This is a genomic window from Lonsdalea britannica (assembly GCF_002111595.1).
In the GTDB taxonomy this organism is placed as follows: Bacteria; Pseudomonadota; Gammaproteobacteria; order Enterobacterales; family Enterobacteriaceae; genus Lonsdalea; species Lonsdalea britannica.
Genome location: NZ_LUTN01000005.1, coordinates 165,514 through 190,228 on the forward strand (window position 1 = coordinate 165,514; position 24,715 = coordinate 190,228).

Genomic DNA, 24,715 nt, shown 5'->3' on the forward strand with positions numbered 1-24,715 from the left:
TTAGGAAGATAATGTTCTGATTAAATTGGAAAAATCTTCTTTAATGTCGTGACTTTCCTCGCGCAGCTGCTCAATCTTGCGACAGGCGTGCAGCACGGTGGTGTGGTCTCGACCGCCAAAAGCATCACCGATTTCCGGCAGGCTGTGATTCGTCAATTCTTTCGCCAGCGCCATCGCCATCTGACGTGGGCGAGCCACCGATCGCGAACGACGTTTGGACAACAGATCGGCGACTTTGATTTTATAATATTCCGCTACGGTCTTCTGAATGTTGTCGATGGTGACCAGTTTTTCCTGCAACGCCAGCAGGTCGCGCAGCGCTTCACGCACAAAATCAATCGTGATGGAGCGTCCGGTGAAGTTGGCGTTGGCGATGACGCGGTTCAGCGCCCCTTCCAGCTCACGCACGTTGGAACGCAGGCGCTTGGCAATAAAGAAGGCCACTTCGCCGGGCAGACGGATATCGTTCTCGTCTGCTTTTTTCATCAGAATCGCCACGCGGGTTTCCAGCTCGGGCGGTTCGATCGCAACCGTCAGACCCCAGCCAAAACGGGACTTCAGGCGATCTTCCACGCCGTTGATCTCTTTCGGATAGCGGTCCGAGGTCAAAATAATCTGCTGATTGCCTTCCAGCAACGCGTTGAACGTATGGAAAAACTCTTCCTGAGAACGCTCTTTGTTGGCAAAAAACTGAATATCATCGATCAGCAGCGCATCGACGGAGCGGTAGTACCGTTTGAACTCTTCAATGGCATTGTTCTGCAGGGCTTTCACCATATCCTGCACAAAACGCTCCGAGTGCATGTACACCACTTTGGCGTTGGCCTTGCGGGCCATAATGCCGTTTCCTACCGCATGTAATAAGTGCGTTTTACCCAGACCGGTGCCGCCATACAGAAACAATGGGTTGTAGGCGCCACCCGGATTATCCGCCACCTGCCGCGCAGCGGCGCGCGCCAGTTGGTTGGATTTACCTTCGACGAAATTATCGAAAGTATGTTTGGGATTCACGTTGGAGCGATAGGTGTGCTCGGCATGCAGAGACGGCGCATCCCAGCTCGGACGAACAGGAGAAGAAACTGGACGAGCCTGCGGCGCAGCCGCCGGGATCACGGTAGTGGCAGCGTTGCCCGCCGGAGCGATCGTTGCCATAGCCGGTTTGCTGCCCACTTCAAAACGCAGCAGAGGAGCGTCCAGACCGCAGAAATCATTCAGCAGTCCATTGATATTATTAAGGTATTTGTCACGCACCCAATCCAGCACAAAGCGATTAGGGGCGTAAAGCGCCAGAGTGTTGTCACTCAGTTCCGCCTGCAATGGGCGTATCCACATACTGAATTCTGTGGCAGGTAATTCATCCTGCAAACGGGCAAGACACTGCTGCCAAAGCGAAAGTGACACGGCGGACTCCACTCGAACAAGATAAAACAAAGAAAAGAAACAGAATCGTTAGTTATGTAACTCATGATTTTTGGCACCCGCTCCCCGGATATGAAGAGCCAGCGTGCGCCGCGCATTGATGCGGCTTACCGTGACGATCCCGACGGAGGATCGCTAGCGGGACGGCGGATCATAACCTAAACGACCGCAGAGATCTTCCCCTTCTGCACAGTTTTGATCCTTTTTATCCACAGGCTATTCTTATTCCCCCTACCGGCCTGGACGCAGAAGAACGAAGGTCGTGATGAGGTTACCCACACCCGGCTGGCTGCCCCAAGGCGTCTATAAGGATAGACGGATTTTTCGCCATTGGCGGTGAGGGAGATCATGATCTTCTTACCAGGATCTGTGCTCGATCCTTGCGCTTTATCATGGAGTACGTATAATTCCCGCCCTGCGCGTGGCGCCTGCACGCTGTGCTCGGTTAGACAGGTGATGTTTCCTCAAGCGGGAAATATCGGGTGGGTGAAGCGCGGATGTTAATTGACTCGGGACTGTACAATTATTACAATCCCGCCTCTTTTTATATATATGTATATGCGATTGAGGCGTCGGTCATTTTCTTCACGCCGAGTAGCCAAACGCGTTAACTATGAAGTTTTAATCAAGTTTAGGTAGAAATCGCCATGAAACGCACTTTCCAACCGTCCGTACTGAAGCGTAACCGTAGCCACGGTTTCCGTGCTCGTATGGCCACCAAAAATGGTCGTCTGGTTCTGGCCCGCCGTCGTGCGAAAGGCCGTGCTCGTCTGTCCGTTTCTAAGTAATAAAAGCTAACCCACCGAGTGGTTAAGCTCGCTTTTCCCAGGGAGTTACGTTTGTTAACTCCCAGCCATTTCTCTTTCGTCTTCCAGCAACCTCAACGGGCTGGCACGCCGCAAATCACCATTCTCGGCCGCCTGAATACGCTGGGGCATCCCCGCATCGGTCTTACCGTCGCCAAAAAGCATGTTAAACGGGCTCATGAACGCAACCGCATCAAACGTCTGACGCGCGAAAGTTTCCGCCTGCATCAGCACCAGTTGCCTGCCATGGACTTTATCATCATCGCGAAAAAAGGCGTGGCCGATCTGGATAACCGTGCGCTGACGGAAGCGTTGGAAAAATTATGGCGTCGGCACTGTCGATTGGCTCCCGCCTGCTGATCGGGTTGATACGCGGATATCAGCGCTTTATCAGTCCACTGCTGGGACCGCACTGTCGTTTCCACCCGACGTGTTCCCAATATGGCATTGAGGCAATACGCAGGTTCGGCATGATAAAAGGCTGTTGGTTGGCGCTGAAACGCGTATTAAAATGCCACCCTTTGAACCCTGGTGGTGATGACCCCGTACCGCCAAAAACCGACAATAACAGAGAACATTAACGATGGATTCGCAACGCAATCTTCTTCTCATCGCTCTGCTATTCGTAACGTTCATGATCTGGCAGGCCTGGGAAACGGACAACAATCCGCCAGCCACGACACAGACCACGCAACAGTCTACGAATAATGCAGTCGGCGATGCCGCCAACCAGGGCGTCCCCGCCAGTGGTCAGGGTAAACTGATTACGGTGAAGACCGACGTACTGTCCCTGACGATCAACACTCGCGGCGGCGATATCGAGCAGGCCAACCTGCTGTCTTATCCGGCAACGCTGGGCTCCACCGAGCCTTTCCTGCTGCTGGAAACGACACCGGCCTTCGTCTATCAGGCGCAGAGCGGTCTGACCGGTAAAAACGGTCCGGACAACCCGGCGAACGGTGCGCGTCCTCTGTATCAAGCCACTCAGGATCACTTCGAACTGACCGACGGTCAGAGTGAAATCCGCATTCCGCTGACCTATACCGACGCCAACGGTGCGACCTTCACCAAAACGTTCGTGCTGAAGCGCGGCGACTATGCCCTGGGCGTTGAATACGGCGTCAATAACGCCAGCGCTCAACCGCTAGAGCTGACGCTGTTCGGCCAGTTGAAGCAGTCCATCGATCTGCCTTCACACCGCGATACCGGAAGCAGCAACTTCGCGCTGCACACCTATCGCGGCGCGGCGTTCTCTTCCAGCGACGAGAAATACAAAAAATACAGCTTCAGCGACATGAAAGAGCCGCTGAACATCGCGACGCAGGGCGGCTGGGTCGCCATGATGCAGCAGTATTTCGCCACCGCGTGGGTGCCGCAGGCCAACAGCAACAACACGTTCTACAGCGCCAATCTGGGCAACGGTCAGGCGGCCATCGGCTTTAAAGCCGCGCCGGTTGTCGTTCAGCCTGGCAGCCAGCAACAGCTGCAGGCTACGCTGTGGGTCGGACCGGAAATTCAGGACAAAATGGCCGCCGTCGCGCCTCACCTGGACTTGACCGTTGACTACGGCTGGCTGTGGTTTATCTCTCAGCCGCTGTTCAAACTACTGAAATTCCTGCACGGCTTCATCGGTAACTGGGGCTTCTCCATTATCGCCATCACCTTTATCGTGCGTGGCATCATGTACCCGCTGACCAAAGCGCAGTACACCTCGATGGCCAAAATGCGCATGCTGCAGCCGAAACTGCAGGCGATGCGTGAACGCATCGGTGATGACAAACAGCGCATGAGTCAGGAAATGATGGCGCTGTACAAAGCGGAGAAGGTCAACCCACTGGGCGGCTGCTTCCCGCTGCTGATTCAGATGCCGATCTTCCTGGCGTTGTACTACATGCTGATGGGCTCGGTAGAACTGCGTCATGCGCCGTTCGCGCTGTGGATCCATGACCTGTCTGCTCAGGACCCGTACTACGTGCTGCCGATCCTGATGGGTCTGACCATGTTCTTCATCCAGAAGATGTCGCCGACGACGGTCACTGACCCGATGCAGCAGAAGATCATGACCTACATGCCGGTTATCTTCACGGTGTTCTTCCTGTGGTTCCCGTCAGGTCTGGTGCTGTACTATATCGTCAGCAACCTGGTGACCATCGCTCAGCAGCAGCTGATCTACCGCGGGCTGGAGAAGCGTGGCTTACACAGCCGTGAGAAGAAATAACGCTGGCTGATAGCCAACCTCATTTCTAACGTAAGGCGGTCACTGACCGCCTTATTTTTTTATGTAATTAAGAGAGATGACCATGAGCCATACCGACACCATCGTCGCCCAAGCCACTCCGCCGGGACGCGGCGGCGTAGGTATCCTGCGTATTTCCGGTTCCGTCGCATCGGCCGTCGCGCAAGCCATATTGGGAAAGCTGCCGCGCCCGCGCTATGCAGACTACCTGCCTTTTAGGGATGCCGACGGCAGCGTGCTCGATCAGGGGATAGCCCTGTGGTTTCCCAATCCAAATTCATTCACCGGCGAGGACGTGCTGGAATTACAAGGCCACGGCGGCCCAGTGATTCTGGATCTGTTACTGAAACGCATCCTGACGCTGCCGGGCGTACGCATCGCCCGCCCCGGCGAGTTCTCCGAGCGCGCCTTCCTGAACGATAAGCTGGATTTAGCCCAGGCAGAGGCTATCGCCGACCTGATTGACGCCAGCTCCGAGCAGGCTGCGCGATCCGCCGTGAATTCCCTGCAAGGGGTTTTCTCCAGCCGTATTCACCAGTTGGTTGAAGCATTGACGCACCTTCGTATCTACGTCGAAGCGGCTATCGATTTCCCTGATGAAGAAATCGATTTTCTTTCCGATGGCAAAATCGAAGCGCAGCTCAACACGGTGATCGCCGATCTGAGCGGCGTAAGGGCCGAGGCACGTCAAGGAAGCCTGCTGCGCGAGGGGATGAAGGTGGTCATTGCCGGTCGTCCTAATGCCGGTAAATCCAGCCTGTTGAATGCGCTGGCAGGCCGTGAAGCGGCTATCGTCACCGATATCGCAGGCACCACGCGCGACGTGCTGCGTGAACATATTCATATCGACGGCATGCCGCTGCATATCATTGATACCGCCGGTCTGCGCGATGCCAACGACGAGGTGGAACGGATCGGTATAGAGCGCGCCTGGCAGGAAATCGAGCAGGCCGATCGGGTGCTGTTTATGGTCGATGGCACCACCACTGATGCCAGCGAACCCGCCGCCATCTGGCCAGAGTTTATGGCACGCCTGCCAAAAACGTTGCCGATCACCGTAGTGCGCAATAAAGCAGATATCACCGGAGAGACGCTAGGTATTGAAGATGTAAGTACCCACTCGCTGATCAAACTGTCGGCGCGAACCGGGGAAGGCGTTGACCTGCTACGCAATCATTTGAAAGAGAGTATGGGCTTTACCAGCAATACCGAAAGCGGCTTTCTGGCCCGCCGCCGTCATCTACAGGCGCTGGAACGTGCGGCTGAACACCTGGAACAAGGCCGCGAACAGCTGGTGAGCGCTTACGCAGGCGAGTTGCTGGCGGAAGAACTGCGGCTATCGCAGCAGGCGCTCAGCGAGATCACAGGGGAATTTACCTCCGACGACTTATTGGGACGCATATTCTCCAGCTTCTGCATCGGCAAGTAAGGCTTATAGTGTAAGTGCTTACCAACACCCACACATCCTGCATAGCCGGTTGTTATGCGGGATTTTTTTCCTTTGATCACATCGCTTCTCGCGCCACATTCCGTTCCCAACTCGTTTCCGCCTCCCTCCCTGACTCCATTCTCAAAACTTCTCCTTTTGCGCATTCAGCTTCCAAAAGACGCACTTTTTTCAACAAAAAAACCCTTTTTGAGATTTTACATACCGTAGAAAATCCTTATTTTAATTAATCAATTTTATTGATGTTATTTCGTGTCATTTTCGTGTTGATGCCTTGGAACAACGAGAAAAAGTACAGATAAAACCTTTATTCATCATAAAGTTTCATAATGAAATACTCTGATGCTTTTTATTATTGTCGGCTGTTATATTGTTTTGACAAAACGGTGTCAAACAATGGAAACGCAGTGAAATAAACCAATAAAGTACCAATTTTTCAAAATAAAAACCTACCCACATCCTTAATACCCCCACCCTTAAAAATGCTTTACAGTGCTTTTTTCTTGATCTAAGTTAAAAAAACGCGGTTTAAAGTTTAAAAATCAACCAGCAATAAGTTGACCATTTTTATTTTTCTCGCCAGCAAGACACGACGAAGCACATGACCATAACCCTAAACTTTATTAAACGATTTGTTCAATATTGCTTGGGTATTTCTTCGACACGGAGGTCAATGCATGCGAAAGGGAAGTGCATTTTGCGAGAGTGACATCACCGCTATTTCATCCAGCCCGGCAGACCTGGACTCGACCTCTGCTCGGCTTTGCAAAGGTCCCATCGCTGGCGTCTCGCTCCCCGGTAACATCAAGACTTGGGCGATCAGCATCATCACACTCTCCGGCAAATCGTTGCCGACCCGAGATTTACCCGTGATTGGCGTCATTGGCGCGCCTTGCAGGAGGGAGAAATTCCGGAGAATCATCCCCTCATTGGGATGTGTCGCCTCGATAACATGGTCACCGCCCACGGCGCCGATCACAAACGGCTGCGGGGCGTCCTGTCGAAAGCGTTCACGCCGCAGCGCATCGCACTGATGCGTCCGAGCATTGAACAGCGGGTCGCCGAGCTCATTGCCGCCATGAAGCAACAGGCTCTCCGGCCGATTTGATGGCCAATTTCGCCATCCCGCTTCCCACCATGGTTATCGCCGAACTGTTTGGCCTGCCGGACCAGCTCCGAGCCGAAATCGTCGGCTTGACCAACAGCCTAGCCAGCACCGAGGCGACGCCGGAAGAGGCTCGTGCAACGAGGGAGCGCATACCCCGTTTTTTCGACCAACTGGTTAAAACTAAACGACTTAATTTAAGCGACGATCTGGCGTCCGCGCTGATTCTTGCCCGCGACAACGGTGAGCTAACGTCTGATACTGAGCTGCTCGACATGCTGTTCATGGTGCTTTCGGCGGGGTTCATCACCACTTCCGGCGTCATCGGCAACGGCGTGCAGGCATTACTCACTCATCCCGATCAGCTCCAGATGCTGCGTAACGGCGCTATCTCCTGGGAGCAGGCTATCGAGGAAATCTTGCGCTGGGGCAGCAGCGTCGCCTATCTGCCGTTCCGCTACGCGATGGAAGATATGGATATCGGCGGCCGCCACATCCGCCGGGGAGACGCCGTCCTGATGGCATTCCACGCGGCGAACCGCGACCCGAACGAGTTCGGCCCGAATGCCAGCCAGTTCGATATTACCCGCAAGAACAACCGTCATTTATCCTTCGGGCAAGGCCCTCATTTTTGTCTTGGCGCCGCGCTGGCGCGGCTGGAGCTCATGAGCGCGCTTCCCGCCTTATTCACGCATTTCACCGATCTCGCGCTGGCGACAGCCGACGAGGACATCAGCTATATGCCGTCCTACGTCATTCGTTGCCCGTTGACCTTACCGGTCTCTTTCAGGAACACACCACAGAAAATGGAGGGAACCCATGCTTGAAAATCACCCAGTACAATTGCCGATGTGGCGCGTCAACCATATCGAGCCGTCGCCGGAGATGCTGGCGCTGCGCTCACGCGGACCCATCCACCGCGTTCGTTTCCCCTCCGGCCATGAGGCTGGTGGGTGACCGGATACAATGAAGCCAAGACCATCCTAAACGATGAGCGGTTTCGTCCTGCAGGCATGCCGCCCGCCGAATTTACGCCGGACTCCGTGATTCTGGGCTCTCCTGGCTGGCTGGTCTCTCACGAAGGCGCTGAGCACAGCCGTCTGCGCGCCATTGTCGGGCCAGCGTTCAGTCCTCGCCGCGTACAAACGCTGACCCAGCAGATTGAAGTCATCGCCTTTCGCCTGTTTGACGAGATGGCATCCAGCCCGCAGCCGTTAGACCTGCGTAAACACCTGTCATTCTCCCTGCCTGCGATGGTGATTTGCGCCTTGATGGGCGTGCCATTCGAAGACCACACCTACTTCGCCGGACTTTCCGACGAAGCGATGACTCACCAGCACGAAACGGGCGCGCGTGACGACTCCCGCGTGGCATGGGAAGCCCTTCGCGAATACATTCGCCGGAACATGCATGCCAAACGAGAAACGCCCAACGACGATCTGCTGACGGATCTCATGACGGCGGTCGATCAGGGAAAAGCGACGGAAGAAGAAGCGCTGGGATTGGCGGCAGGTATGCTGGTGGCAGGGCATGAAAGCGCCGTGGCGCAGATCGAATTCGGTCTGCTGGCCCTGTTTGAACACCCCGATCAACGTCAGCGGCTGATTGACGATCCGTCGATCGTGGATCAGGCCGTGGAGGAGATCCTGCGAATGTACCCTCCTGGCGCGGGCTGGGACGGCATCATGCGCTATCCGCGCACGGACGTGACGATTGCGGGCGTCCACATCGCCGCGGAGAGCAAAGTTCTGGTCGGGCTGCCGGCGACCTCCTTCGACCCTCGGCAATTTAAAGACCCGGAAGTGTTTGATATCGGGCGCGACAAAAAACCTCACCTCGCCTTTTCCCACGGACCGCACTACTGCGTCGGCGTCGCGTTGGCGCGGCTGGAGCTGCGTATTGTGTTCGGCAATATTTTCCAGCGCTTCCCTCAGCTACGTCTGGCCGTGCCTGCGAATCAGCTCACGCTGCGCAAAGAGATCATCACGGGCGGATTCGAGACGTTCCCCGTGTACTTGTAACGCCCAACACAGGCTCCCTTAGGGCCGTTCTTAATTTGTCCTGTTTCCCGCAGTCGCCTGCAGAACAGGCGTGAGGTCACTGATGAACACGCAAGAACATTCTACCCCGTCGGCTACTGCCTACCGGGATGCATTCGCTGCGCTGGCTGCGCCGGACAATAACGCGAATCCGTATGACTATATGCGCTGGCTGCGTGAGCACGATCCCGTACATCGCTCAGTCTCCGGTATTTTTCTGCTGAGTCGCCACGCCGATATTTACTGGGCGCTGAAAGCCACCGGAGACGCCTTCCGGGGCCCGTCCGCCGAGGATTTAGCCCGCCTTTTCCCTCGGGCGCGACCAGCCGGTCGCTGAACCTGCTCGCCTCCACGCTGGCCATGAAAGAGCCGCCCACGCACACGCGCCTGCGTCGACTTGTCTCCCGCGACTTCACGGTGCGGCAGATCGACAGCCTGCGACCCGGCATCGTGCGGGTGACTCATTCGCGACTGGACGATATCGCGTCCTCGCTGGAAAAAGGCGATGTCGTCAACCTGCACGAAGCCTTCTCCGTCGTGCTGCCCATGCTGACTTTCGCCGAACTGTTTGGTATGACGCAGGCGGATATTTTCGCGCTCGCCGCCAGCATTCGCACCATTCTGGAGGGACTTAACCCGCACGCCAGCGACGAACAGCTTGCGGCATCGGACGCGGCCAGTCTGGAGGTGCAGCGCTATTTTGAAGGACTGATAGAGCAAAAGCGGCGCGCGCCCCAGTCAGACCTGGTATCGGCGCTGGTGTCCACCCACGATGATGACGCCGACACACTGTCGGATGCGGAGCTCATCAGCATGCTGTGGGGCATGTTGCTGGGCGGATTCGCCACCACCGCCGCAACGATCGATCACGCCATTCTCGACATGCTGGCGTTTCCTGAACAGCGGCGCTGGCTGGATGGCGACGCGGCATCGGTCAAAGCCTTTATCGAGGAAGTGCTGCGCTACGATGCCCCCGCCATGTTCAGCTCCATTCCGCGCATCGCTCAGTACGACATCCCCCTCGGCGACGTCACCATCCCCGAAGGGGCTGACGTGCGCGTGCTCCTCGTGTCCGGCAACCGAGATCCAGCGGCATTCCCCGACCCGGACCGCTTCGACCCGTCACGCTTCCACGGCACTGCGCCGGGCATGTCCACCGACGGCCACGTCCTGTTGAGCTTCGGTCACGGCATCCATTTCTGCCTCGGCGCCCAGTTGGCGAGAGTGCAGTTGGCCGAATGCCTGCCCGTCATCCACGCACGATTCCCACACCTTGTGCTGGCCGGCGATCCGGAGCGGGAACCTTCCGCCTTTCTCAGGACCTTCCGCTCTCTGCCGGTCCGTTTGGATACGCCAGGAGAATGACATGAAAGTGAAGGTCAACCCGGACTTATGCGGCACGACGGGACAGTGCGTACTGACCCTGCCCGGCATGTTCTGGCAACGCGATAAAGATGGCATTGCGGAAGCCATTCGGGCGACGTGCCGGAAGCGCTACGCGAGAAGGTGTTGCTGGCGGCCAGTCAATGCCCGGTCGCCGCGATTGAGATCCTCGACGACGAGAGGGGACGTCCTCCCCTCATCCACGAGCAGGTCATCGACGTACAAAACAAGGAGCGCCCGATGGGTAAGTTCAACGGTAAAACCGCTGTAGTCACCGGCGCGGGAGCGGGTATCGGTAAGGCCTGCGCGGCCGCTATCGCTCAGGAAGGGGCGCGCGTGGTGGTAGCGGATATCGACGGCGATAGCGCCGAGATCTGTGCCGAGAGTATCCGCGCAGCGGGCGGCGAGGCTATCGCGTTGTCCGTGGACATCTCGGACGAACGTAGCGTCGCCGCGCTGTTCGCCCAGACAGCGCGTCATTTTAGCGGCGTCGATTTGTTGGTCAACAATGCCAGCGCCATGAATCTCACGCCGCGCGATCTCAATATTCTAGAGGTGGACCTCGCCATCTGGGATCAGATTATCGCCACCAACCTGCGCGGCACGCTGCTGTGCTGCCGTCAGGCTATCCCCGGCATGGTCGCTCGCGGGGGCGGTGCCATCATTAACATGACCTCCTGTCAGGGATTGAGCGGCGATACGGCACTCACCGCCTACTCCGCCTCAAAGGCCGGGATGAACATGTTGACCACGTCACTGGCAACGCAGTACGGCCAGAACGGCATACGCTGCAACGCAGTGGCGCCGGGACTGATTATCACCGAACGGCTGGCGGCCAAGCTGAACGATACCCTGCGGCAACACCTGATGCGGCACCAGCTGCTGCCGCGTACCGGGCTGCCGGAGGACGTCGCGGCGCTGGTGGTTTTTCTCCTCTCCGAAGACGCCGCGTTCATCACGGGTCAGGTGATCCGCATCGACGGAGGCATGCTGTCGCACGTCCCCACCTACGCCGACGGCGGCAATATCCGACGTCCCGCGCCCGCCAGCCCAGACTTCGACCTTCCCCGTTCGTGATGGAGATGACGACATGCTGCTAAATCCGTTCAAACGCAGACCTCGTCCAGCGCAGGGCATTCCCATGATGGCGGGCGCTTTTCCCGTGCTGGGACACCTTCCCGCCATCGTGTGCAATCTGCCCAGCCTGCTGCGCCACGGAGAAAAGACCTATGGCGACCATTTTTGGCTCGACTTCGGTCCTGCGGGGCACTTCGTGACCAGCACCCACCCGGACGTGTTCGCACTACTGAGAAACAAAGAGGCTTCGTCGGCGCTGATTGAAGAAATGGCGACCGATATGCTGGGCGGATCGGTCGTGGCGCAGGACGGCATGACGCACCGACATGCCCGGAATGCCATCAAGCCGACCTTTTTACCGAAAGGGCTGACGCAGGCGGCCATCGGAGAAACTTTCGCTCCCCTTATCCACCAGCGTATTCAGCAATGGTGCGCGCTGGACGAAATTTCGATTCTGCGGGAGTCCAACGACCTGATGCTTACGCTGATTTTCCGCCTGTTGGGTATCCCTGCTCGCGACCTTCCCCAGTGGCATCGTCAATATCGCGACCTGATCCGTCTGCTGATTGCGCCCCCCATTGACCTGCCCGGCACCCCGCTGCGACGGGGGCGCGCGGCGCGCAGCTGGATTGACGGACAGCTGCGGGACTATATCCGGCATGCGCGCGCCCATCCCGATGAGCCGGGCCTGTTCTGCGCACTGGTGACGTCATTTGACCAGAACGAACAGCCGTTGCCCGACGATACGCTGATTGCCAACCTGCGCCTGCTGGTGCTTGCAGGCCATGACACCACCGCATCGACAATGGCATGGATTACCGTTGAACTGGCGCGCCGCCCCGACGTCTGGGAGTCGCTATGCGAAGAGGCGGAGAGACAAGGACGAATCCCTACCCAGCACAGCGATCTGCCGCAATATCCGGTCGCGGAAGCGGTCTTCCGAGAGACGGCGCGCCTGCATCCGCCCACGACGCTTTTGCCCCGACGCGCCGTGCAGGATCTCGACATCGCCGGTCACCGCATCCAGGCAGGCACCAACCTGTGCATTCCGCTTCTGCACCTGTCGCACTCCTCCCTGCTGCACGAACAGCCTGATGAATTCCGGCTAGAGCGCTGGCTGAACAGGACGGAGTCGATCAAATCCATCGACGCGCTGCAATTTGGGACGGGGCCGCACGTCTGCATCGGTTATCACCTGGCGTGGTTGGAACTGATGCAGTTCAGCGTGGCGCTGGCGCTGACCTTACGCCGGGCCGGGCGGCGACCGCAGCTTCTGAATGACCCCGATAAAGGCACTCACTACTACCCCACCGCGCATCCCTCGATGGGGATTCGCATCGCCTTTTCGAAAGAGACGGGCTGACGATTATCGCTATGAACTCAGAGGGCGTCCGAGTCATAAAAACCGCCGGACGAATGGCGAGGGAAGCCCGATATCGCGGCGGGCGTCTCGGGAAAACAAGCCGACAGCGTCCAGACGGACTGACCCACGTGCTGGATTGATGGCACGGAAACGATGGGAGAGAAATGATGAATATCCTCACCAACAGGCACAAGGACACGAAGTGCGCATTCGGCGCCCGTGAAACAGGCACCCGCGGGGGGCATTCCCTTCATACGCAGGACGTGAGCGTATGGATGAAAACCAACGCCAAGCATATTGAACACGCGCTGGCAGAGCTTTTACCTGCGGATAACGACAACGGCACCCGTCTGTCCGAGGCAATGCGGTATGCCACGTTACAGGGCGGAAAGCGTACCCGAGCGCTGCTGACCAAAGCCGCGGGAGCGCTGAATGACACGCCCGCGTCCCTTCTGGACGAGATCGGCGCCGCTATCGAAATGATGCATGCCTGCACGCTGGTTCATGATGATCTCCCCGCGATGGATGACGACGTACTGCGCCGGGGCCTGCCCACGGTGCATGTAAAGTTCGACGAAGCGACGGCGATTCTGGTCGGGGACGCATTACAGGCCCACGCCTTTCTTACGCTGACACAGCTGGCTATCCCCTCTGAAAACCGCATCGCGCTGGTTCAGGAACTGGCACGCGCCGTGTCCACCGAGGGGGCCGCAGGCGGTCAGGCCATCGATTTGGCGATCGTCGGCAAAAGCGTGCCGCTGGAGCACATCATCAAAATGCACGCCATGAAAAGCGGTGCGCTGGTTCGCGCGTCGGTACGCATGGGGGCGCTCTGCACGGTTATCGACGACGACGAACACCGCGAACTCTACGACGCGCTGGACCGCTACAGCGCCGCGTTCGGCCTGGCGTTACAGGTCATCGACGACATTCTCGACGCCACCGAGGACACCGCTACGCTCGGGAAAACCGCAGGCAAAGACGCAGCGGCGCAGAAACCCACCTGCGCATCCCTGATGGGAATTGAGGCCGCTCGCTCGCTGGCTTCGGATTTGTTTCACGACGCCGAAACGGCGATTGCGCCGCTGGGGCCGCGCGCCGAAAAGCTGGCGCAACTGATTGCACTGGCGGCTAAACGGCTGCCTGATTTCCGAATGCGCTCGTCATTGGCGGGTCGCCTAAGAGGGAGAACTCAACATGCACGCTTTAACTGAAAACATCCTGGCCGAACTGAATACGCTGCTGTCCGACATGCACGACGGCGGCTACGTCGGCCCTTCGGTGTACGACACCGCGCAGCTATTACGCGCCCATCCCCATCCCCCCGACCGCGTCGGCGCCTATCGCTGGCTGATTGAACAACAGCACGAAGACGGCGGTTGGGGCAACCCGGACTTCCCGCTGCATCGTCAGGTGCCGACCGTAGCGGCGGTACTGGCGCTGCATGAGGCGCAACCTCAGCCCGAAGGGGCCGCCGCCGCCCTCGCTGCTGCCGACGCTTATCTGACGCAGGAGAATGATCCCTATGCCGAAGGCATTCCGGACGACGCGCCTATCGGCGTCGAGCTCATCCTGCCGCAGCTATGCCGTCAGGCGGCCGCGCTTTTCCCCCCACTCGCCTATCCGCGCTACGGCGCGCTCTACGAGGCGGAAAGCGCGCGGCTGGGGAAGCTGAAATCGCTCACGACGGTACCGTCCGGACACCCTCTGTTTCACTCCTGGGAGTCCTGGGGACGGTCATCGACCGAGGCCACGCCCGACGCGTTCGGCAGCGTGGGCATTAGCCCTTCGGCGACCGCCGTCTGGCTGGGTCGCGCCTATGCCGAAAACTCAGCCGCGCCTCACGAACGCACAGCACGTTATCTCCACAAGGCCTCGCGCGCGACCGGCGTCGGCATCGACGGTGTGGTGCCGAACGTTTGGCCCATCGACGTTTTCGAACCCTGCTGGTCGCTGTACTCGCTTCACCTCGCGGGCCTGTTTTCTCACCCCACGCTTGCCACCGTGGTGCAAACCCTCGCGGCAAACATCCAGACGCGCCTTACCCCACGCGGGGTGGGGCCGGCACAGACTTTTGCGTCGGATGCTGACGATACCGCCATCGCAGCGGCGGTCGTGCAGCTTTCAGGCCACTCACTCACTTTCGATCCGCTGCGTCAGTTCGAAAAAGGCGACCTGTTCGTGACCTTCCCCGGCGAGCGCAATCCGTCGCTTTCGACGACAATCCATGCCGTGCACGCGCTAAGTCTGCTCGGCACCGCCGCGCCCGCCGCACGGGCTTACATTGAGAACGGCAAAAGCGCCGATGGCGTATGGAAAAACGAAAAATGGCACGCCTCCTGGCTGTACCCGACGTCACATGCCGTCGCCGCGCTGGCGCACGGCATGCCGTCGTGGCGAGATAATGATGTGCTGAACAAGATTCTGGGGACGCAACATCCGTCCGGTGGGTGGGGCGCGGGGTCTGCGCCGACGCAGGAAGAAACCGCCTACGCGCTGTTCGCGCTGCACATCATGAACGACAGAGTTGACACCGACCTGCGCGAGAAGCTGGCGTCAGTCGTTGCTCGGGCGCGGGAGTGGTTACTGGCCCGCTATCAGCCGAACCAGCTTCCCGTCACGCCGCTGTGGATCGGGAAAGAGCTGTATTGCCCTCAGCGCGTGGTGCGGGTCACCGAACTGGCCGGACTCTGGCTGGCGCTGAACTGGGACGCTCTCCACGCCGACGTTGGCGACGCACTAACAGAACCCCAGGGAGAACGGATATGACCTTGCACGACGACGCCTGCCAGCAGGTGAAGGCCTGGGGCGAAACGCTGTCCGGCTTTCTCGACGAGCATGCGGTGGAGGCCGTCCGGGGAGGACAATTTATCCTCAACAGTATTCGACCCGAGCTGATCGCGATGAGCGCCCGTACCGGACATGATCCGGACGACGAAGCACGAGTGCTTGCCTTCTATCAGGAGATGGCGCTGCTGTTCTGGATCGATGATTGTCACGATCGCGCGACGATATCCCCCGACGACTACGCCGTCGTCGAGGGCATCCTCGTCGGCCGGACGCCGGACGCGCCAACGGCGTCCGTGGGCTGCTCCGTCCTGCGCCATCGTCTCGCCCGACTGGCCTGCCACCAACACGATTATTCACAGCTATTGGCCGACACGCAGGCCTACAGCACGGCCTTACAAAACGGCAAGCGCCTTGCAAACGACCCAGGAGGCTGGTCTTATGCCGAGCATCTCCGAAACGGCATCGACTCCATCGGCTACCGAAACGTGTTCGGATGCCTGTCGCTGTTATGGGAACTGGATATGCCGCGCTGGCTGACCGAACCGACCTTTCAGAATGCCCTGCGCTTCCTCTGTGCCATCGGCCGACTGCAAAACGATCTCCATGGCCTCGACAACGATCGCACCTCGGGCGAAACCGATAATCTGGCGGTACAACTCGAACGCCGCTATCCCACGTTGAGCGCCGTCGCGTTTCTTCAGACTGAAATCACCGGCTATGAAAGGATGCTGAGGCCGCTGTTGAAGACGGCGAAATTCGCTCCCATCTGGGTACGACTGATGGAAACCATGCTGACGGTTGGCACTCAATATTACGCCACATCGGCCCTACGCTACCGGGTTGACGGCACGGCAACGCCCGCCCGCTCAGACGATCCTCGCCACGCATGAGTGGGCAGCGACAGGGAGTAAAAATGAAACCAAGCGACGCGCTAAGCCAACGCAAGAACGACCACCTGGATATCGTCCTCAGGCAGCAGGCCGACTCGCCCACCTCCGCGGGCTGGGATCGCATCCAGTTCGAACACTGCGCGTTGCCGGAGCTGAACCTTGAGGACATCGACCTGAGCAGCACGTTGCTGGGCATCGGGATGCGAGCGCCTCTGCTGATCAGCTCCATGACCGGCGGGGCGAGGCGCGCCGAGGCCATCAACCGCCATCTGGCGGAAGCGGCGCAATCATTACGCATCGCGATGGGCGTGGGTTCGCAGCGCGTGAGTCTGCGAACCGACCACCGTCAGGGGCTGACGCGCGCATTACGCCGCACCGCGCCGGATATCCCGTTGCTCGCCAATATCGGCGCCGCCCAACTGCTGGAATCTGATGGGCTAACGCTGGCGCGCCGCGCGGTGGAAACGCTGGAAGCCAGCGGCCTCATCATCCATCTCAACCCATTGCAGGAGGCCGTTCAACCCGAGGGCGATCGCGACTGGCGCGGGGTACTGGGCTGCATTGCGCAGGCAGCCGCTCATATTGGCGTCCCGGTGATGGTGAAGGAAGTCGGGACAGGTCTTTCGGCGCGGGTAGCGCGAATGCTGGTCGATGCGGGCGTACAGGCCATCGATATTGCCGGAGCGGGCGGCACCCATTGGGCGGCGGTGGAAGCCGAGCGCGCAGGCCACCCCGCCGACCGGGAGGTGGCAATGGCGTTTGCCGACTGGGGCATCCCCAGCGCCACTGCGGTACAACAGGTTCGGCAAGCATTGCCGGAGACGACGTTGATCGCTTCCGGAGGTATTCGCAACGGCGTAGATGCGGCGAAAGCTCTCCGACTGGGTGCGGACATCGTGGGTCAGGCGGCAGGCGTTCTCGAGGCCGCCACCCGATCCACCGAGGCGGTGATCGCCCATTTCGACATTCTTATTCGCCAGCTGAAAATTGCCTGCTTCTGCACGGGGTCGGGCAACCTCGCGGCGCTGCGGCAGGCTCGGTTATTGCCGCCTCCCGGCATGATCCCCGAGTAACACGCAGCGAAAACTCCCGCTTCAGGGAGGGACCAACGCTATCAATGTCCGTTTGCGCGGACTGAGTTCGACGCATGACCGGCACGCGTTTTTTGCCCTTCGCGACGCAGGCTCACTCGACGCGCAACCGGCGGACGTCGACATGGTCGATCTCGCCCCCCTAACAGACCCGACATTGCCGAGTTTTCGTTCCATTTATACAAAATTTTTATACCACCCCTCCGCAATTTGACGACATTTTTATGTCCCTTTCTCTACGCTCCTCCGTATTCCCTTCACACCTGGAGAATCACCGTGAGCGCAGGAATTATCGCCGGCATCGTGCTGGTCTTTTTATTACTGGCTACCTGTTTTACGCCCTGTTTAATGCGGAGGCGCTGTGATGGCCGCCGATGCTGTTTTACTCCTCGCCGTCTATCTGACGGCGCTGCTGTTATTGGCCCAGCCGCTAGGACGATTGCTGACGGGACTCATTCACGATAACGCGTTGCCGGGAACGGCGTGGCTTGAGCGTGGGGTTTGGCGACTGTGCGGCATCTCGGACGGCGACATGAACTGGCGTCAATATCTGGCGGCAGTGCTGGCGTTCAACCTGCTCGGCATCATCGTCCTGTTCGCCATCCTGATGTTGCAGGGATCGCTGCCGCTCAATCCGCAGGGATTGCCGGGGCTGTCGTGGCATCTGGCGCTGAATACCGCCATCAGCTTCGTCAGCAACACTAACTGGCAGTCTTACGCCGGGGAAAGCACCCTCAGCAACTTCAGCACGATGATGGGGCTGACCGTGCAGAACTTCCTGTCTGCGGCGACCGGTTTCGCGGTGCTGTTCGCACTGATTCGCGGGTTCGCCCGCCACGCGACCGACAAGCTGGGCAACGCCTGGCGCGACCTGACGCGGACCACCCTGTTTGTGCTGCTGCCGCTGTCTTTACTGGCGGCGCTGTTGATGGTCAGCCAGGGCGTGCCGCAAACCCTCAGCCCTTATCTGACCTTCACTACGTTGGAAGGCGTGCAGCAAACGCTGCCGATGGGGCCCGTCGCCTCGCAGGAAGCCATCAAAATGATCGGCATCAACGGCGGGGGGCTGTTTAACGCCAACTCGGCGCATCCGTTCGAGAACCCGACAGCGCTGACCAACTTCGTGCAGATGCTGGCGATGTTCCTGATCCCCGCCGCGCTGTGTCTGGCATTCGGCCGGGCAATCCGCGATACCCGACAAGGACACACCGTGCTGTGGGCGATGCTAATTATGTTCGTGGTCGCCGCAGCCGTGGTCATGAAGGCTGAAGTCGACGGCAATCCGCATCTGGCCGCCTACGGTGCGGACAGCGTGCTGAACTGGGAAGGCAAAGAGAGCCGCTTCGGCATCCTGCAATCTGCGTTGTTCGCGGTCATTACGACGGCGGCCTCGTGCGGCGCGGTCAATGCGATGCACGACTCCTTCACCGCGCTGGGCGGCATGGTGCCGCTGTGGCTGATGCAGATTGGCGAAGTGGTCTTCGGCGGCGTGGGCTCCGGCCTGTACGGCATGCTGATGAACGTCATGCTGGCGGTATTCGTCGCCGGGCTGATGATCGGCCGCACCCCGGAGTATCTGGGCAAAAAAATCGGCGTACCGGAAATGAAAATGACGGCGCTCGCCATCCTGATCGCGCCGACGCTGGTCCTGCTCGGCACGGCGTTGGCGATGATGACCGACGCAGGTAAAGCCGGGATATTGAACCCCGGACCGCACGGCTTTACCGAAGTGCTGTATGCGCTCACGTCCGCCGCCAACAATAACGGCAGCGCGTTCGCCGGGCTGTCCGCGAACACGCCGTTCTACAACCTGTTGCTGGGCGCCGCCATGCTGATAGGCCGATTCGCCCCCATTATCCCTGTTCTGGCGATCGCCGGTTCGCTGGCGAGTCGTCCTACGCAACCCGCCAGCGTCGGGACGCTGCCGACCCACGGCGCGCTGTTTGTCGGACTGATTATCGGCATCGTGATGCTGGTCGGGGCGCTGACGTTCATTCCATCGCTGGCCTTAGGGCCCATTATCGAACATCTGCAGTGATGACACTATTCATTGCCGGAGACACATTTTATGGGACATAACACGCTTTCCCAGCCGCGCAACACGCTGTGGCGCGCCGCGCTGGTCGAGTCATTCAGGAAGCTGGACCCTCGGATGCAATATCGCAATCCGGTGATGTTCGTCGTCTTCCTGGGCAGTATTCTGGCGACGCTGCTGGCCGTCGGTGTAGGCATGGATTGGCTGACGGGGGAACTGACGTTTACCGCGGCGATCAGCCTGTGGCTGTGGTTCACCGTGCTGTTCGCCAACTACGCCGAAGCGCTGGCCGAGGGCCGCAGCAAGGCTCAGGCCGAGAGTCTGAAAGGCATCAAACGCACCAGCTGGGCGAAAAAACTGGCAGAGCCGAAACACGACGCGCCGCACCAGCAGGTCGCAGCCGAAAGCCTGCGAAAAGGCGATTGGGTACGGGTGGAAGCCGGCGATATTATCCCCTGCGACGGCGAAGTGCTGGCGGGCTGCGCGTCGGTGGATGAAAGCGCCATCACCGGCGAATCCGCGCCGGTGATCCGCGAAGCCGGGGGCGATTTCGCTTCCGTCACAGGCGGAACGCGCATCCTCTCCGACTGGCTGGTGATCCAGTGCAGCGTCAACCCCGGCGAAACCTTTCTGGATCGCATGATCGCGATGGTCGAAGGGGCCAAGCGCCGCAAAACGCCCAATGAGATCGCGCTTTCCATCCTGCTGATCGCGCTGACCATCGTCTTTCTGCTGGCGACCGCGACGCTGTACCCCTTCTCAGCCTGGAGCGGCTCGCCGGTCAGCGTCATCGTGCTGGTGGCTCTGCTGGTCTGCCTGATCCCCACCACCATCGGCGCATTGCTGTCGGCGATTGGGATCGCGGGGATGAGCCGGATGCTGGCGGCCAATGTGATCGCCACCAGCGGACGCGCAGTAGAAGCCGCGGGAGATGTCGATGTGCTGCTACTGGATAAAACCGGCACTATCACGTTGGGCAACCGTCAGGCCAGCCAGTTTCTGCCCGCCCCCGGCATCACGGAGAATGCGCTGGCAAACGCCGCTCAGCTGGCGTCGCTGGCGGATGAAACCCCGGAAGGCCGCAGCATCGTGGTGCTGGCCAAGCAGAAATTCAACCTGCGCGAACGCGACCTACAGAGCCTGAACGCCACGTTCATCCCCTTCACCGCGCAGACCCGCATGAGCGGCGTGAATATCGGCCCGAAGATGTTACGCAAAGGCGCGGCCGACGCCATTCGCCGTCACGTTGAAAGCCAAGGCGGACAGTTCCCGGCGGCGGTTAACGTGCTGGTGGAGTCGGTGGCTCGCTCCGGCGGAACGCCGCTGATCGTAGCGGAGAATAACGCCGTGATGGGGGTCGTGGCACTGAAAGATATCGTCAAAGGCGGCATCAGGGAGCGCTTTGCCGAACTGCGCCGGATGGGGATCAAAACCGTGATGGTCACCGGCGATAACCCGCTCACGGCGGCCGCCATCGCCGCCGAGGCCGGGGTGGATGACTTTCTGTCGGAGGCGACGCCGGAAGCCAAACTGGCCCTGATCCGCCAGTATCAGGCTGAAGGCCGCATGGTCGCCATGACCGGCGACGGCACCAACGATGCGCCCGCGCTGGCGCAGGCCGATGTGGCGGTGGCGATGAACTCGGGGACGCAGGCGGCCAAGGAGGCGGGCAACATGGTGGATTTGGACTCCAACCCCACCAAACTGCTGGAGGTCGTGCGCATCGGTAAACAGATGCTGATGACGCGGGGCTCGCTGACCACCTTTAGTATCGCCAACGACGTGGCCAAGTATTTCGCCATTATCCCAGCGGCGTTTGCCGCGACCTATCCGCAGCTCGACAAGCTGAACGTGATGCATCTGCACTCGCCGAACTCGGCCATTCTTTCCGCCGTGATCTTCAACGCGCTGATTATCGTGCTGTTGATCCCGTTGGCGCTCAAAGGCGTTCGCTACCGCCCCATGTCCGCAGCGTCGCTGTTGAGCCGTAATCTGTGGATTTACGGCGCGGGTGGACTGGCCGCGCCGTTTATCGGCATCAAACTGATCGACATGCTGTTGACCATTCTGGGTCTGGGCTGAGGAGCCAAAGTATGAACCTGATACGTCCTACGATTTCCCTGTTTCTCCTGCTGGCCGTCATTACCGGAGCCGCCTATCCGCTGTTGACGACGTCGTTATCTCAGTGGGCCTTTCCGGATACGGCCGGCGGGTCGCTGATCGAACGCGATGGACAGCTTCGCGGCTCAGCGCTGATCGGCCAGCACTTCACGCGGGCGGACTATTTCCACGGCCGTCCGTCGGCGACCGCCGACACGCCGTATAACGCACTGGCCTCTTCCGGCAGCAATCTGGCGGCGAGCAATCCGGCGCTGGACGAGGCCATCCAACAGCGTGTGGCCGACCTGCACACCGCTAATCCGCAGACGCTCGGTCCCGTTCCCGTCGAGCTGGTCACCGCTTCCGGCAGCGGCCTGGACCCGCATATATCCCCACCGGCCGCGCAGTGGCAGGTGCCTCGCGTCGCGTCGGCCCGTCATCTGTCGGAAGACGACGTACGTTGGCTGATCATTGCTCACACACAGCGGCCCCAGCCTTATTTTATGGGCGAACCCACGGTCAACGTATTGGAATTGAATATCGCGTTGGACGATATGCAAAAAGATTCGCAGCAAAAACGGTAGTGAAATGGCACGAAGCCCGCGCGGCGATATGAACAGCGCAACGCGGGCAGCACAGGGAAAGCGGGGAAATGAAAGAAGAAACAGGATCACGCCGTCGCTTTAACCTGCGACGGCGCAATGCGGTGTCACGGCAAACCTTAGTGCTGACGCAAATCGCTCAGAAAGCGCTGTGCGCGTGGGTGCTGTGGAGCACGGAAGAAGTTTTCCGGCGCGGCCTTTTCCAGAATCTGTCCCTGATCCATGAACCAGACGGTGTCCGCCACTTCACGGGCGAAATTCATCTCATGCGTCACGCACATCATCGTCATGCCTTCCTGCGCCAATCCGCGCATCACGTTCAGCACTTCCCCCACCATCTCCGGGTCCAGCGCCGAGGTCGGTTCGTCGAACAGCATCACCGGCGGCTTCATCGCCAGCGCGCGGGCTATCGCCACGCGTTGCTGCTGACCGCCGGAAAGCTGCGCCGGATAGGCGTTGGCCTTGTGCGACAACCCCACGCGCTCCAGCAGTTCGCCCGCATGCTTTCGCGCTTCCGAACGTTTGACACCCAACACCTTCACCGGCGACATCATGATGTTGTCCATCACCGAGACGTGCGGGAACAGGTTGAAATTCTGGAACACAAAGCCAATGCGCGTGCGCAGTTGGTTGAGCCGGGTGCTGGTGCCGTGAATATCGATACCGTCGAACAGGATCTGCCCTTTTTCAATCGGCTCCAGACGGTTGACCGTCCGAATCAGCGTCGACTTGCCGGACCCCGACGGTCCGCAAACCACCACGACCTCACCGCTTTTGATCTCAGCATTCAAATCGGTCAACGCCTGATAATCGCCATACCATTTGCTGACCCGGTTAAACATAATCATCGGTCTCATCATGCATTCCTTATAGCGACGGTGTTTCGGTCAATAATTCGGTTTTCTCGGCTGGCGTACCTGCGGGGTTTTCATTACGCCGCTTGCGCGCCACGTGCGCTTCCAGCCGGTTAGCCAGCCAGGTCAGACTGAAGCAAATGACGTAGTAACTCAGCGCCACAATCGCGAACACCTGAAACGGCTTGGTCAACAGTTGGTTGTTGACCTGATTGGCGGCAAAGGTCAGTTCCGGCACGTTGATGACATAGCCCAGCGTGCTGTCCTTGATGATGGAAACCAACTGGCTCACCAGACTGGGCAACGTGTTGTAGAGCGCCTGCGGCAGGATCACCATGCGGAAAGTTTTGACGTAACTCATGCCCAACGCGCGGGAGGCTTCGTACTGCCCGGACGGCAGCGCCTGAATGCCGCCGCGAATAATCTCGGCGATGTAGGCGCTTTCGTAAATCACCAGCGTACACAGCATCGTCGCGAATCCGCTAATGTTATGGCCGATCAGCAAAGGGATGCAGAAGTAGGTCCAGAACACCACCATGAGCAGCGGAATGCCGCGCAGCGCGTAGACCCAGCAGGCCGCCGGCCAGCGTAACCAGCGGAAAGGGGAAATACGCGCCATGCCGAGCAGCATGCCGACCGGGAAGGCGAACAGCATCGCCAGCACGGAGATCAGTAACGTACACAGCACGCCGCCGAGGGGACCATTCGGATACTGCCCCATCAGAAACAGCATCCCGTTGTCGTGCAAAATCGTGAAGATATCGGCCACGGGATTACCTCGCATAGACGCGCTGGAAATGGCGAGCCAGCAGCGCGCCAGCCCCCATCAGCAGCAAAGAGAAGATCAAATAGCCTACGGAGGCTACCAGATAGGACTCGAAGGTGCGGAACGTCTGGTTTTCGATGTCGCGGGTGACATAAGTCAGCTCCGCAACGCCGATGACCATCGCCAGGCTGGTGTTCTTGAACAACAGCACGGTGTGGTTGATTAACGACGGCAGTGAATTGCGCAACCCCTGCGGCAGGATAACCAGCCGCATCGCGCGACCGTAACTCATGCCCAGCGCGCGCGCCGCCTCGTTTTGCCCATCCGGGATCGCCCGCAGCCCGCTGCGGATATCCTCGGAGAAATAGGCGGCCTGACACAGGCCCAGCGCAAACATGGAGAACAGAAACTCCGCGTTGAAATCGTTGATCCACATCTGCACCGACTCCGGCAGCAGCGTGGGGATCGCGAAGTACCACATCATCAGCTGAATCAGCGTCGGCACGTTACGATGGTAAGACACGTAGGCCGACACCAGAAACACCGCCGTACGCTTATGCGTCAGGCGGATCACGACTAACAGCAGCGCCAGCGCCATGGCCAGCAACCAGGACCCCAGCGCTAGCTTCAGGGTAACGATGACCCCCTCGCCGAGCATCGATCCGAATTGATCGGTGAAAACAGCGGAAAAATCGAGCGTCATCGTTTTGTC

At 59.2% G+C, this 24,715-nt stretch carries 24 protein-coding genes and 1 pseudogene; 20 read left to right on the plus strand and 5 right to left on the minus strand.

Features of this window, described 5'->3' with window-relative positions; all coding sequences use genetic code 11:
- A complete protein-coding gene (dnaA, locus tag AU509_RS06260; protein ID WP_099045340.1) occupies positions 1–1,401 on the minus strand; it encodes a chromosomal replication initiator protein DnaA in 1,401 nt (466 codons plus the stop codon).
- A gap of 665 nt (positions 1,402–2,066) precedes the next feature.
- Here dnaA and rpmH point away from each other — a divergent pair.
- The 5 genes from rpmH to mnmE all read left to right on the plus strand — a co-directional run bounded on the left by rpmH (position 2,067) and on the right by mnmE (position 5,890).
- On the plus strand, positions 2,067–2,207 hold the full coding sequence (gene rpmH / locus AU509_RS06265; protein WP_085650663.1) for a 50S ribosomal protein L34: 141 nt from the start codon (positions 2,067–2,069) through the stop codon (positions 2,205–2,207).
- Positions 2,208–2,225: 18 nt separating this feature from the next.
- On the plus strand, positions 2,226–2,585 hold the full coding sequence (gene rnpA / locus AU509_RS06270; protein ID WP_071999804.1) for a ribonuclease P protein component: 360 nt from the start codon (positions 2,226–2,228) through the stop codon (positions 2,583–2,585).
- Positions 2,549–2,806, plus strand: a complete 258-nt coding sequence (yidD, locus tag AU509_RS06275; RefSeq protein WP_071999803.1) for a membrane protein insertion efficiency factor YidD — start codon at positions 2,549–2,551, stop codon at positions 2,804–2,806. Before rnpA ends, yidD begins: the two co-directional genes overlap by 37 nt.
- A gap of 2 nt (positions 2,807–2,808) precedes the next feature.
- Positions 2,809–4,443 carry a membrane protein insertase YidC gene (gene yidC / locus AU509_RS06280; RefSeq protein ID WP_085650662.1) on the plus strand — a complete coding sequence of 545 codons (1,635 nt, stop codon included), beginning with the start codon at positions 2,809–2,811 and terminating at the stop codon, positions 4,441–4,443.
- 82 nt (positions 4,444–4,525) lie between these two features.
- A complete protein-coding gene (gene mnmE, locus AU509_RS06285) occupies positions 4,526–5,890 on the plus strand; it encodes a tRNA uridine-5-carboxymethylaminomethyl(34) synthesis GTPase MnmE (RefSeq protein WP_094117929.1) in 1,365 nt (454 codons plus the stop codon).
- 688 nt (positions 5,891–6,578) lie between these two features.
- On the opposite strand, the gene AU509_RS18265 is transcribed toward mnmE, so the two are convergent.
- Positions 6,579–6,995, minus strand: a complete 417-nt coding sequence (locus tag AU509_RS18265; protein ID WP_217809651.1) for a hypothetical protein — start codon at positions 6,993–6,995, stop codon at positions 6,579–6,581.
- 20 nt (positions 6,996–7,015) lie between these two features.
- Between AU509_RS18265 and AU509_RS06290 the strand changes: the two genes are divergently transcribed.
- The 15 genes and pseudogenes from AU509_RS06290 to kdpC all read left to right on the plus strand — a co-directional run bounded on the left by AU509_RS06290 (position 7,016) and on the right by kdpC (position 22,365).
- Positions 7,016–7,840, plus strand: coding sequence for a cytochrome P450 (locus AU509_RS06290; RefSeq protein ID WP_217809652.1), 825 nt, complete (start codon positions 7,016–7,018; stop codon positions 7,838–7,840).
- Positions 7,833–7,970, plus strand: coding sequence for a hypothetical protein (locus AU509_RS18270; protein WP_205756420.1), 138 nt, complete (start codon positions 7,833–7,835; stop codon positions 7,968–7,970). The genes AU509_RS06290 and AU509_RS18270 overlap by 8 nt, the downstream gene beginning before the upstream one ends.
- Positions 7,967–9,034 carry a cytochrome P450 gene (locus tag AU509_RS06295; protein WP_217809653.1) on the plus strand — a complete coding sequence of 356 codons (1,068 nt, stop codon included), beginning with the start codon at positions 7,967–7,969 and terminating at the stop codon, positions 9,032–9,034. Before AU509_RS18270 ends, AU509_RS06295 begins: the two co-directional genes overlap by 4 nt.
- 82 nt (positions 9,035–9,116) lie before the next feature.
- The gene (locus AU509_RS18275) at positions 9,117–9,389 is read left to right on the plus strand and encodes a cytochrome P450 (RefSeq protein WP_217809654.1); all 273 of its coding nucleotides are present in this window, start codon (positions 9,117–9,119) and stop codon (positions 9,387–9,389) included.
- Positions 9,390–9,412: 23 nt separating this feature from the next.
- Positions 9,413–10,417 carry a cytochrome P450 gene (locus AU509_RS06300; protein WP_217809655.1) on the plus strand — a complete coding sequence of 335 codons (1,005 nt, stop codon included), beginning with the start codon at positions 9,413–9,415 and terminating at the stop codon, positions 10,415–10,417.
- 117 nt (positions 10,418–10,534) lie between these two features.
- Positions 10,535–11,512, plus strand: a complete 978-nt coding sequence (locus AU509_RS06305; RefSeq protein WP_254901534.1) for an SDR family oxidoreductase — start codon at positions 10,535–10,537, stop codon at positions 11,510–11,512.
- A gap of 13 nt (positions 11,513–11,525) precedes the next feature.
- Positions 11,526–12,875, plus strand: a complete 1,350-nt coding sequence (locus tag AU509_RS06310) for a cytochrome P450 (protein WP_094117931.1) — start codon at positions 11,526–11,528, stop codon at positions 12,873–12,875.
- Positions 12,876–13,150: 275 nt separating this feature from the next.
- A complete protein-coding gene (locus AU509_RS06315) occupies positions 13,151–14,089 on the plus strand; it encodes a polyprenyl synthetase family protein (RefSeq protein ID WP_254901535.1) in 939 nt (312 codons plus the stop codon).
- Positions 14,073–15,644, plus strand: coding sequence for a prenyltransferase/squalene oxidase repeat-containing protein (locus AU509_RS06320; protein ID WP_094117932.1), 1,572 nt, complete (start codon positions 14,073–14,075; stop codon positions 15,642–15,644). The genes AU509_RS06315 and AU509_RS06320 overlap by 17 nt, the downstream gene beginning before the upstream one ends.
- Complete coding sequence (locus tag AU509_RS06325) at positions 15,641–16,555, plus strand: terpene synthase family protein (protein WP_094117933.1); 915 nt, start codon at positions 15,641–15,643, stop codon at positions 16,553–16,555. Before AU509_RS06320 ends, AU509_RS06325 begins: the two co-directional genes overlap by 4 nt.
- Positions 16,556–16,578: 23 nt before the next feature.
- Positions 16,579–17,628 (plus strand): type 2 isopentenyl-diphosphate Delta-isomerase, encoded by a 1,050-nt coding sequence (gene fni, locus AU509_RS06330; protein ID WP_094117934.1) that lies wholly within the window; start codon positions 16,579–16,581, stop codon positions 17,626–17,628.
- A gap of 294 nt (positions 17,629–17,922) precedes the next feature.
- Positions 17,923–18,011: pseudogene (gene kdpF, locus AU509_RS18280) on the plus strand (K(+)-transporting ATPase subunit F).
- A complete protein-coding gene (kdpA, locus tag AU509_RS06335; protein ID WP_094117935.1) occupies positions 18,011–19,684 on the plus strand; it encodes a potassium-transporting ATPase subunit KdpA in 1,674 nt (557 codons plus the stop codon). The pseudogene kdpF and the gene kdpA overlap by 1 nt, the downstream one beginning before the upstream one ends.
- A gap of 30 nt (positions 19,685–19,714) precedes the next feature.
- Entirely contained in the window at positions 19,715–21,763 is a 2,049-nt protein-coding gene (gene kdpB / locus AU509_RS06340; protein ID WP_094117936.1) for a potassium-transporting ATPase subunit KdpB, read from the plus strand.
- An 11-nt stretch (positions 21,764–21,774) separates the two neighbouring features.
- Positions 21,775–22,365 (plus strand): potassium-transporting ATPase subunit KdpC, encoded by a 591-nt coding sequence (kdpC, locus tag AU509_RS06345; protein WP_094117937.1) that lies wholly within the window; start codon positions 21,775–21,777, stop codon positions 22,363–22,365.
- A 137-nt stretch (positions 22,366–22,502) separates the two neighbouring features.
- Here kdpC and AU509_RS06350 read toward each other — a convergent pair whose 3' ends face one another.
- From AU509_RS06350 to AU509_RS06360, 3 genes are read right to left on the minus strand one after another with little or no spacing between them, the layout of a single operon-like run.
- Entirely contained in the window at positions 22,503–23,240 is a 738-nt protein-coding gene (locus AU509_RS06350; RefSeq protein WP_085650655.1) for an amino acid ABC transporter ATP-binding protein, read from the minus strand.
- A 10-nt stretch (positions 23,241–23,250) separates the two neighbouring features.
- On the minus strand, positions 23,251–24,006 hold the full coding sequence (locus AU509_RS06355) for an amino acid ABC transporter permease (RefSeq protein WP_085650803.1): 756 nt from the start codon (positions 24,004–24,006) through the stop codon (positions 23,251–23,253).
- Positions 24,007–24,010: 4 nt separating this feature from the next.
- A complete protein-coding gene (locus AU509_RS06360) occupies positions 24,011–24,706 on the minus strand; it encodes an amino acid ABC transporter permease (protein WP_085650654.1) in 696 nt (231 codons plus the stop codon).
- Between the last annotated feature and the right edge of the window lie 9 nt (positions 24,707–24,715).

Bases quoted from the DNA above. Each gene is read 5' to 3' on its own strand.
- rpmH (WP_085650663.1), top strand. From the start codon at position 2,067: ATGAAACGCACTTTCCAACCGTCCGTACTGAAGCGTAACCGTAGCCAC.
- yidD (WP_071999803.1), top strand. From the start codon at position 2,549: ATGGCGTCGGCACTGTCGATTGGCTCCCGCCTGCTGATCGGGTTGATA.
- yidC (WP_085650662.1), top strand. From the start codon at position 2,809: ATGGATTCGCAACGCAATCTTCTTCTCATCGCTCTGCTATTCGTAACG.
- mnmE (WP_094117929.1), top strand. From the start codon at position 4,526: ATGAGCCATACCGACACCATCGTCGCCCAAGCCACTCCGCCGGGACGC.
- AU509_RS06290 (WP_217809652.1), top strand. From the start codon at position 7,016: ATGGCCAATTTCGCCATCCCGCTTCCCACCATGGTTATCGCCGAACTG.
- AU509_RS18270 (WP_205756420.1), top strand. From the start codon at position 7,833: ATGCTTGAAAATCACCCAGTACAATTGCCGATGTGGCGCGTCAACCAT.
- AU509_RS18275 (WP_217809654.1), top strand. From the start codon at position 9,117: ATGAACACGCAAGAACATTCTACCCCGTCGGCTACTGCCTACCGGGAT.
- AU509_RS06300 (WP_217809655.1), top strand. From the start codon at position 9,413: ATGAAAGAGCCGCCCACGCACACGCGCCTGCGTCGACTTGTCTCCCGC.
- AU509_RS06310 (WP_094117931.1), top strand. From the start codon at position 11,526: ATGCTGCTAAATCCGTTCAAACGCAGACCTCGTCCAGCGCAGGGCATT.
- AU509_RS06315 (WP_254901535.1), top strand. From the start codon at position 13,151: ATGAAAACCAACGCCAAGCATATTGAACACGCGCTGGCAGAGCTTTTA.
- AU509_RS06320 (WP_094117932.1), top strand. From the start codon at position 14,073: ATGCACGCTTTAACTGAAAACATCCTGGCCGAACTGAATACGCTGCTG.
- AU509_RS06325 (WP_094117933.1), top strand. From the start codon at position 15,641: ATGACCTTGCACGACGACGCCTGCCAGCAGGTGAAGGCCTGGGGCGAA.
- fni (WP_094117934.1), top strand. From the start codon at position 16,579: ATGAAACCAAGCGACGCGCTAAGCCAACGCAAGAACGACCACCTGGAT.
- kdpA (WP_094117935.1), top strand. From the start codon at position 18,011: ATGGCCGCCGATGCTGTTTTACTCCTCGCCGTCTATCTGACGGCGCTG.
- kdpB (WP_094117936.1), top strand. From the start codon at position 19,715: ATGGGACATAACACGCTTTCCCAGCCGCGCAACACGCTGTGGCGCGCC.
- kdpC (WP_094117937.1), top strand. From the start codon at position 21,775: ATGAACCTGATACGTCCTACGATTTCCCTGTTTCTCCTGCTGGCCGTC.
- AU509_RS06350 (WP_085650655.1), bottom strand. From the start codon at position 23,240: ATGAGACCGATGATTATGTTTAACCGGGTCAGCAAATGGTATGGCGAT.
- AU509_RS06360 (WP_085650654.1), bottom strand. From the start codon at position 24,706: ATGACGCTCGATTTTTCCGCTGTTTTCACCGATCAATTCGGATCGATG.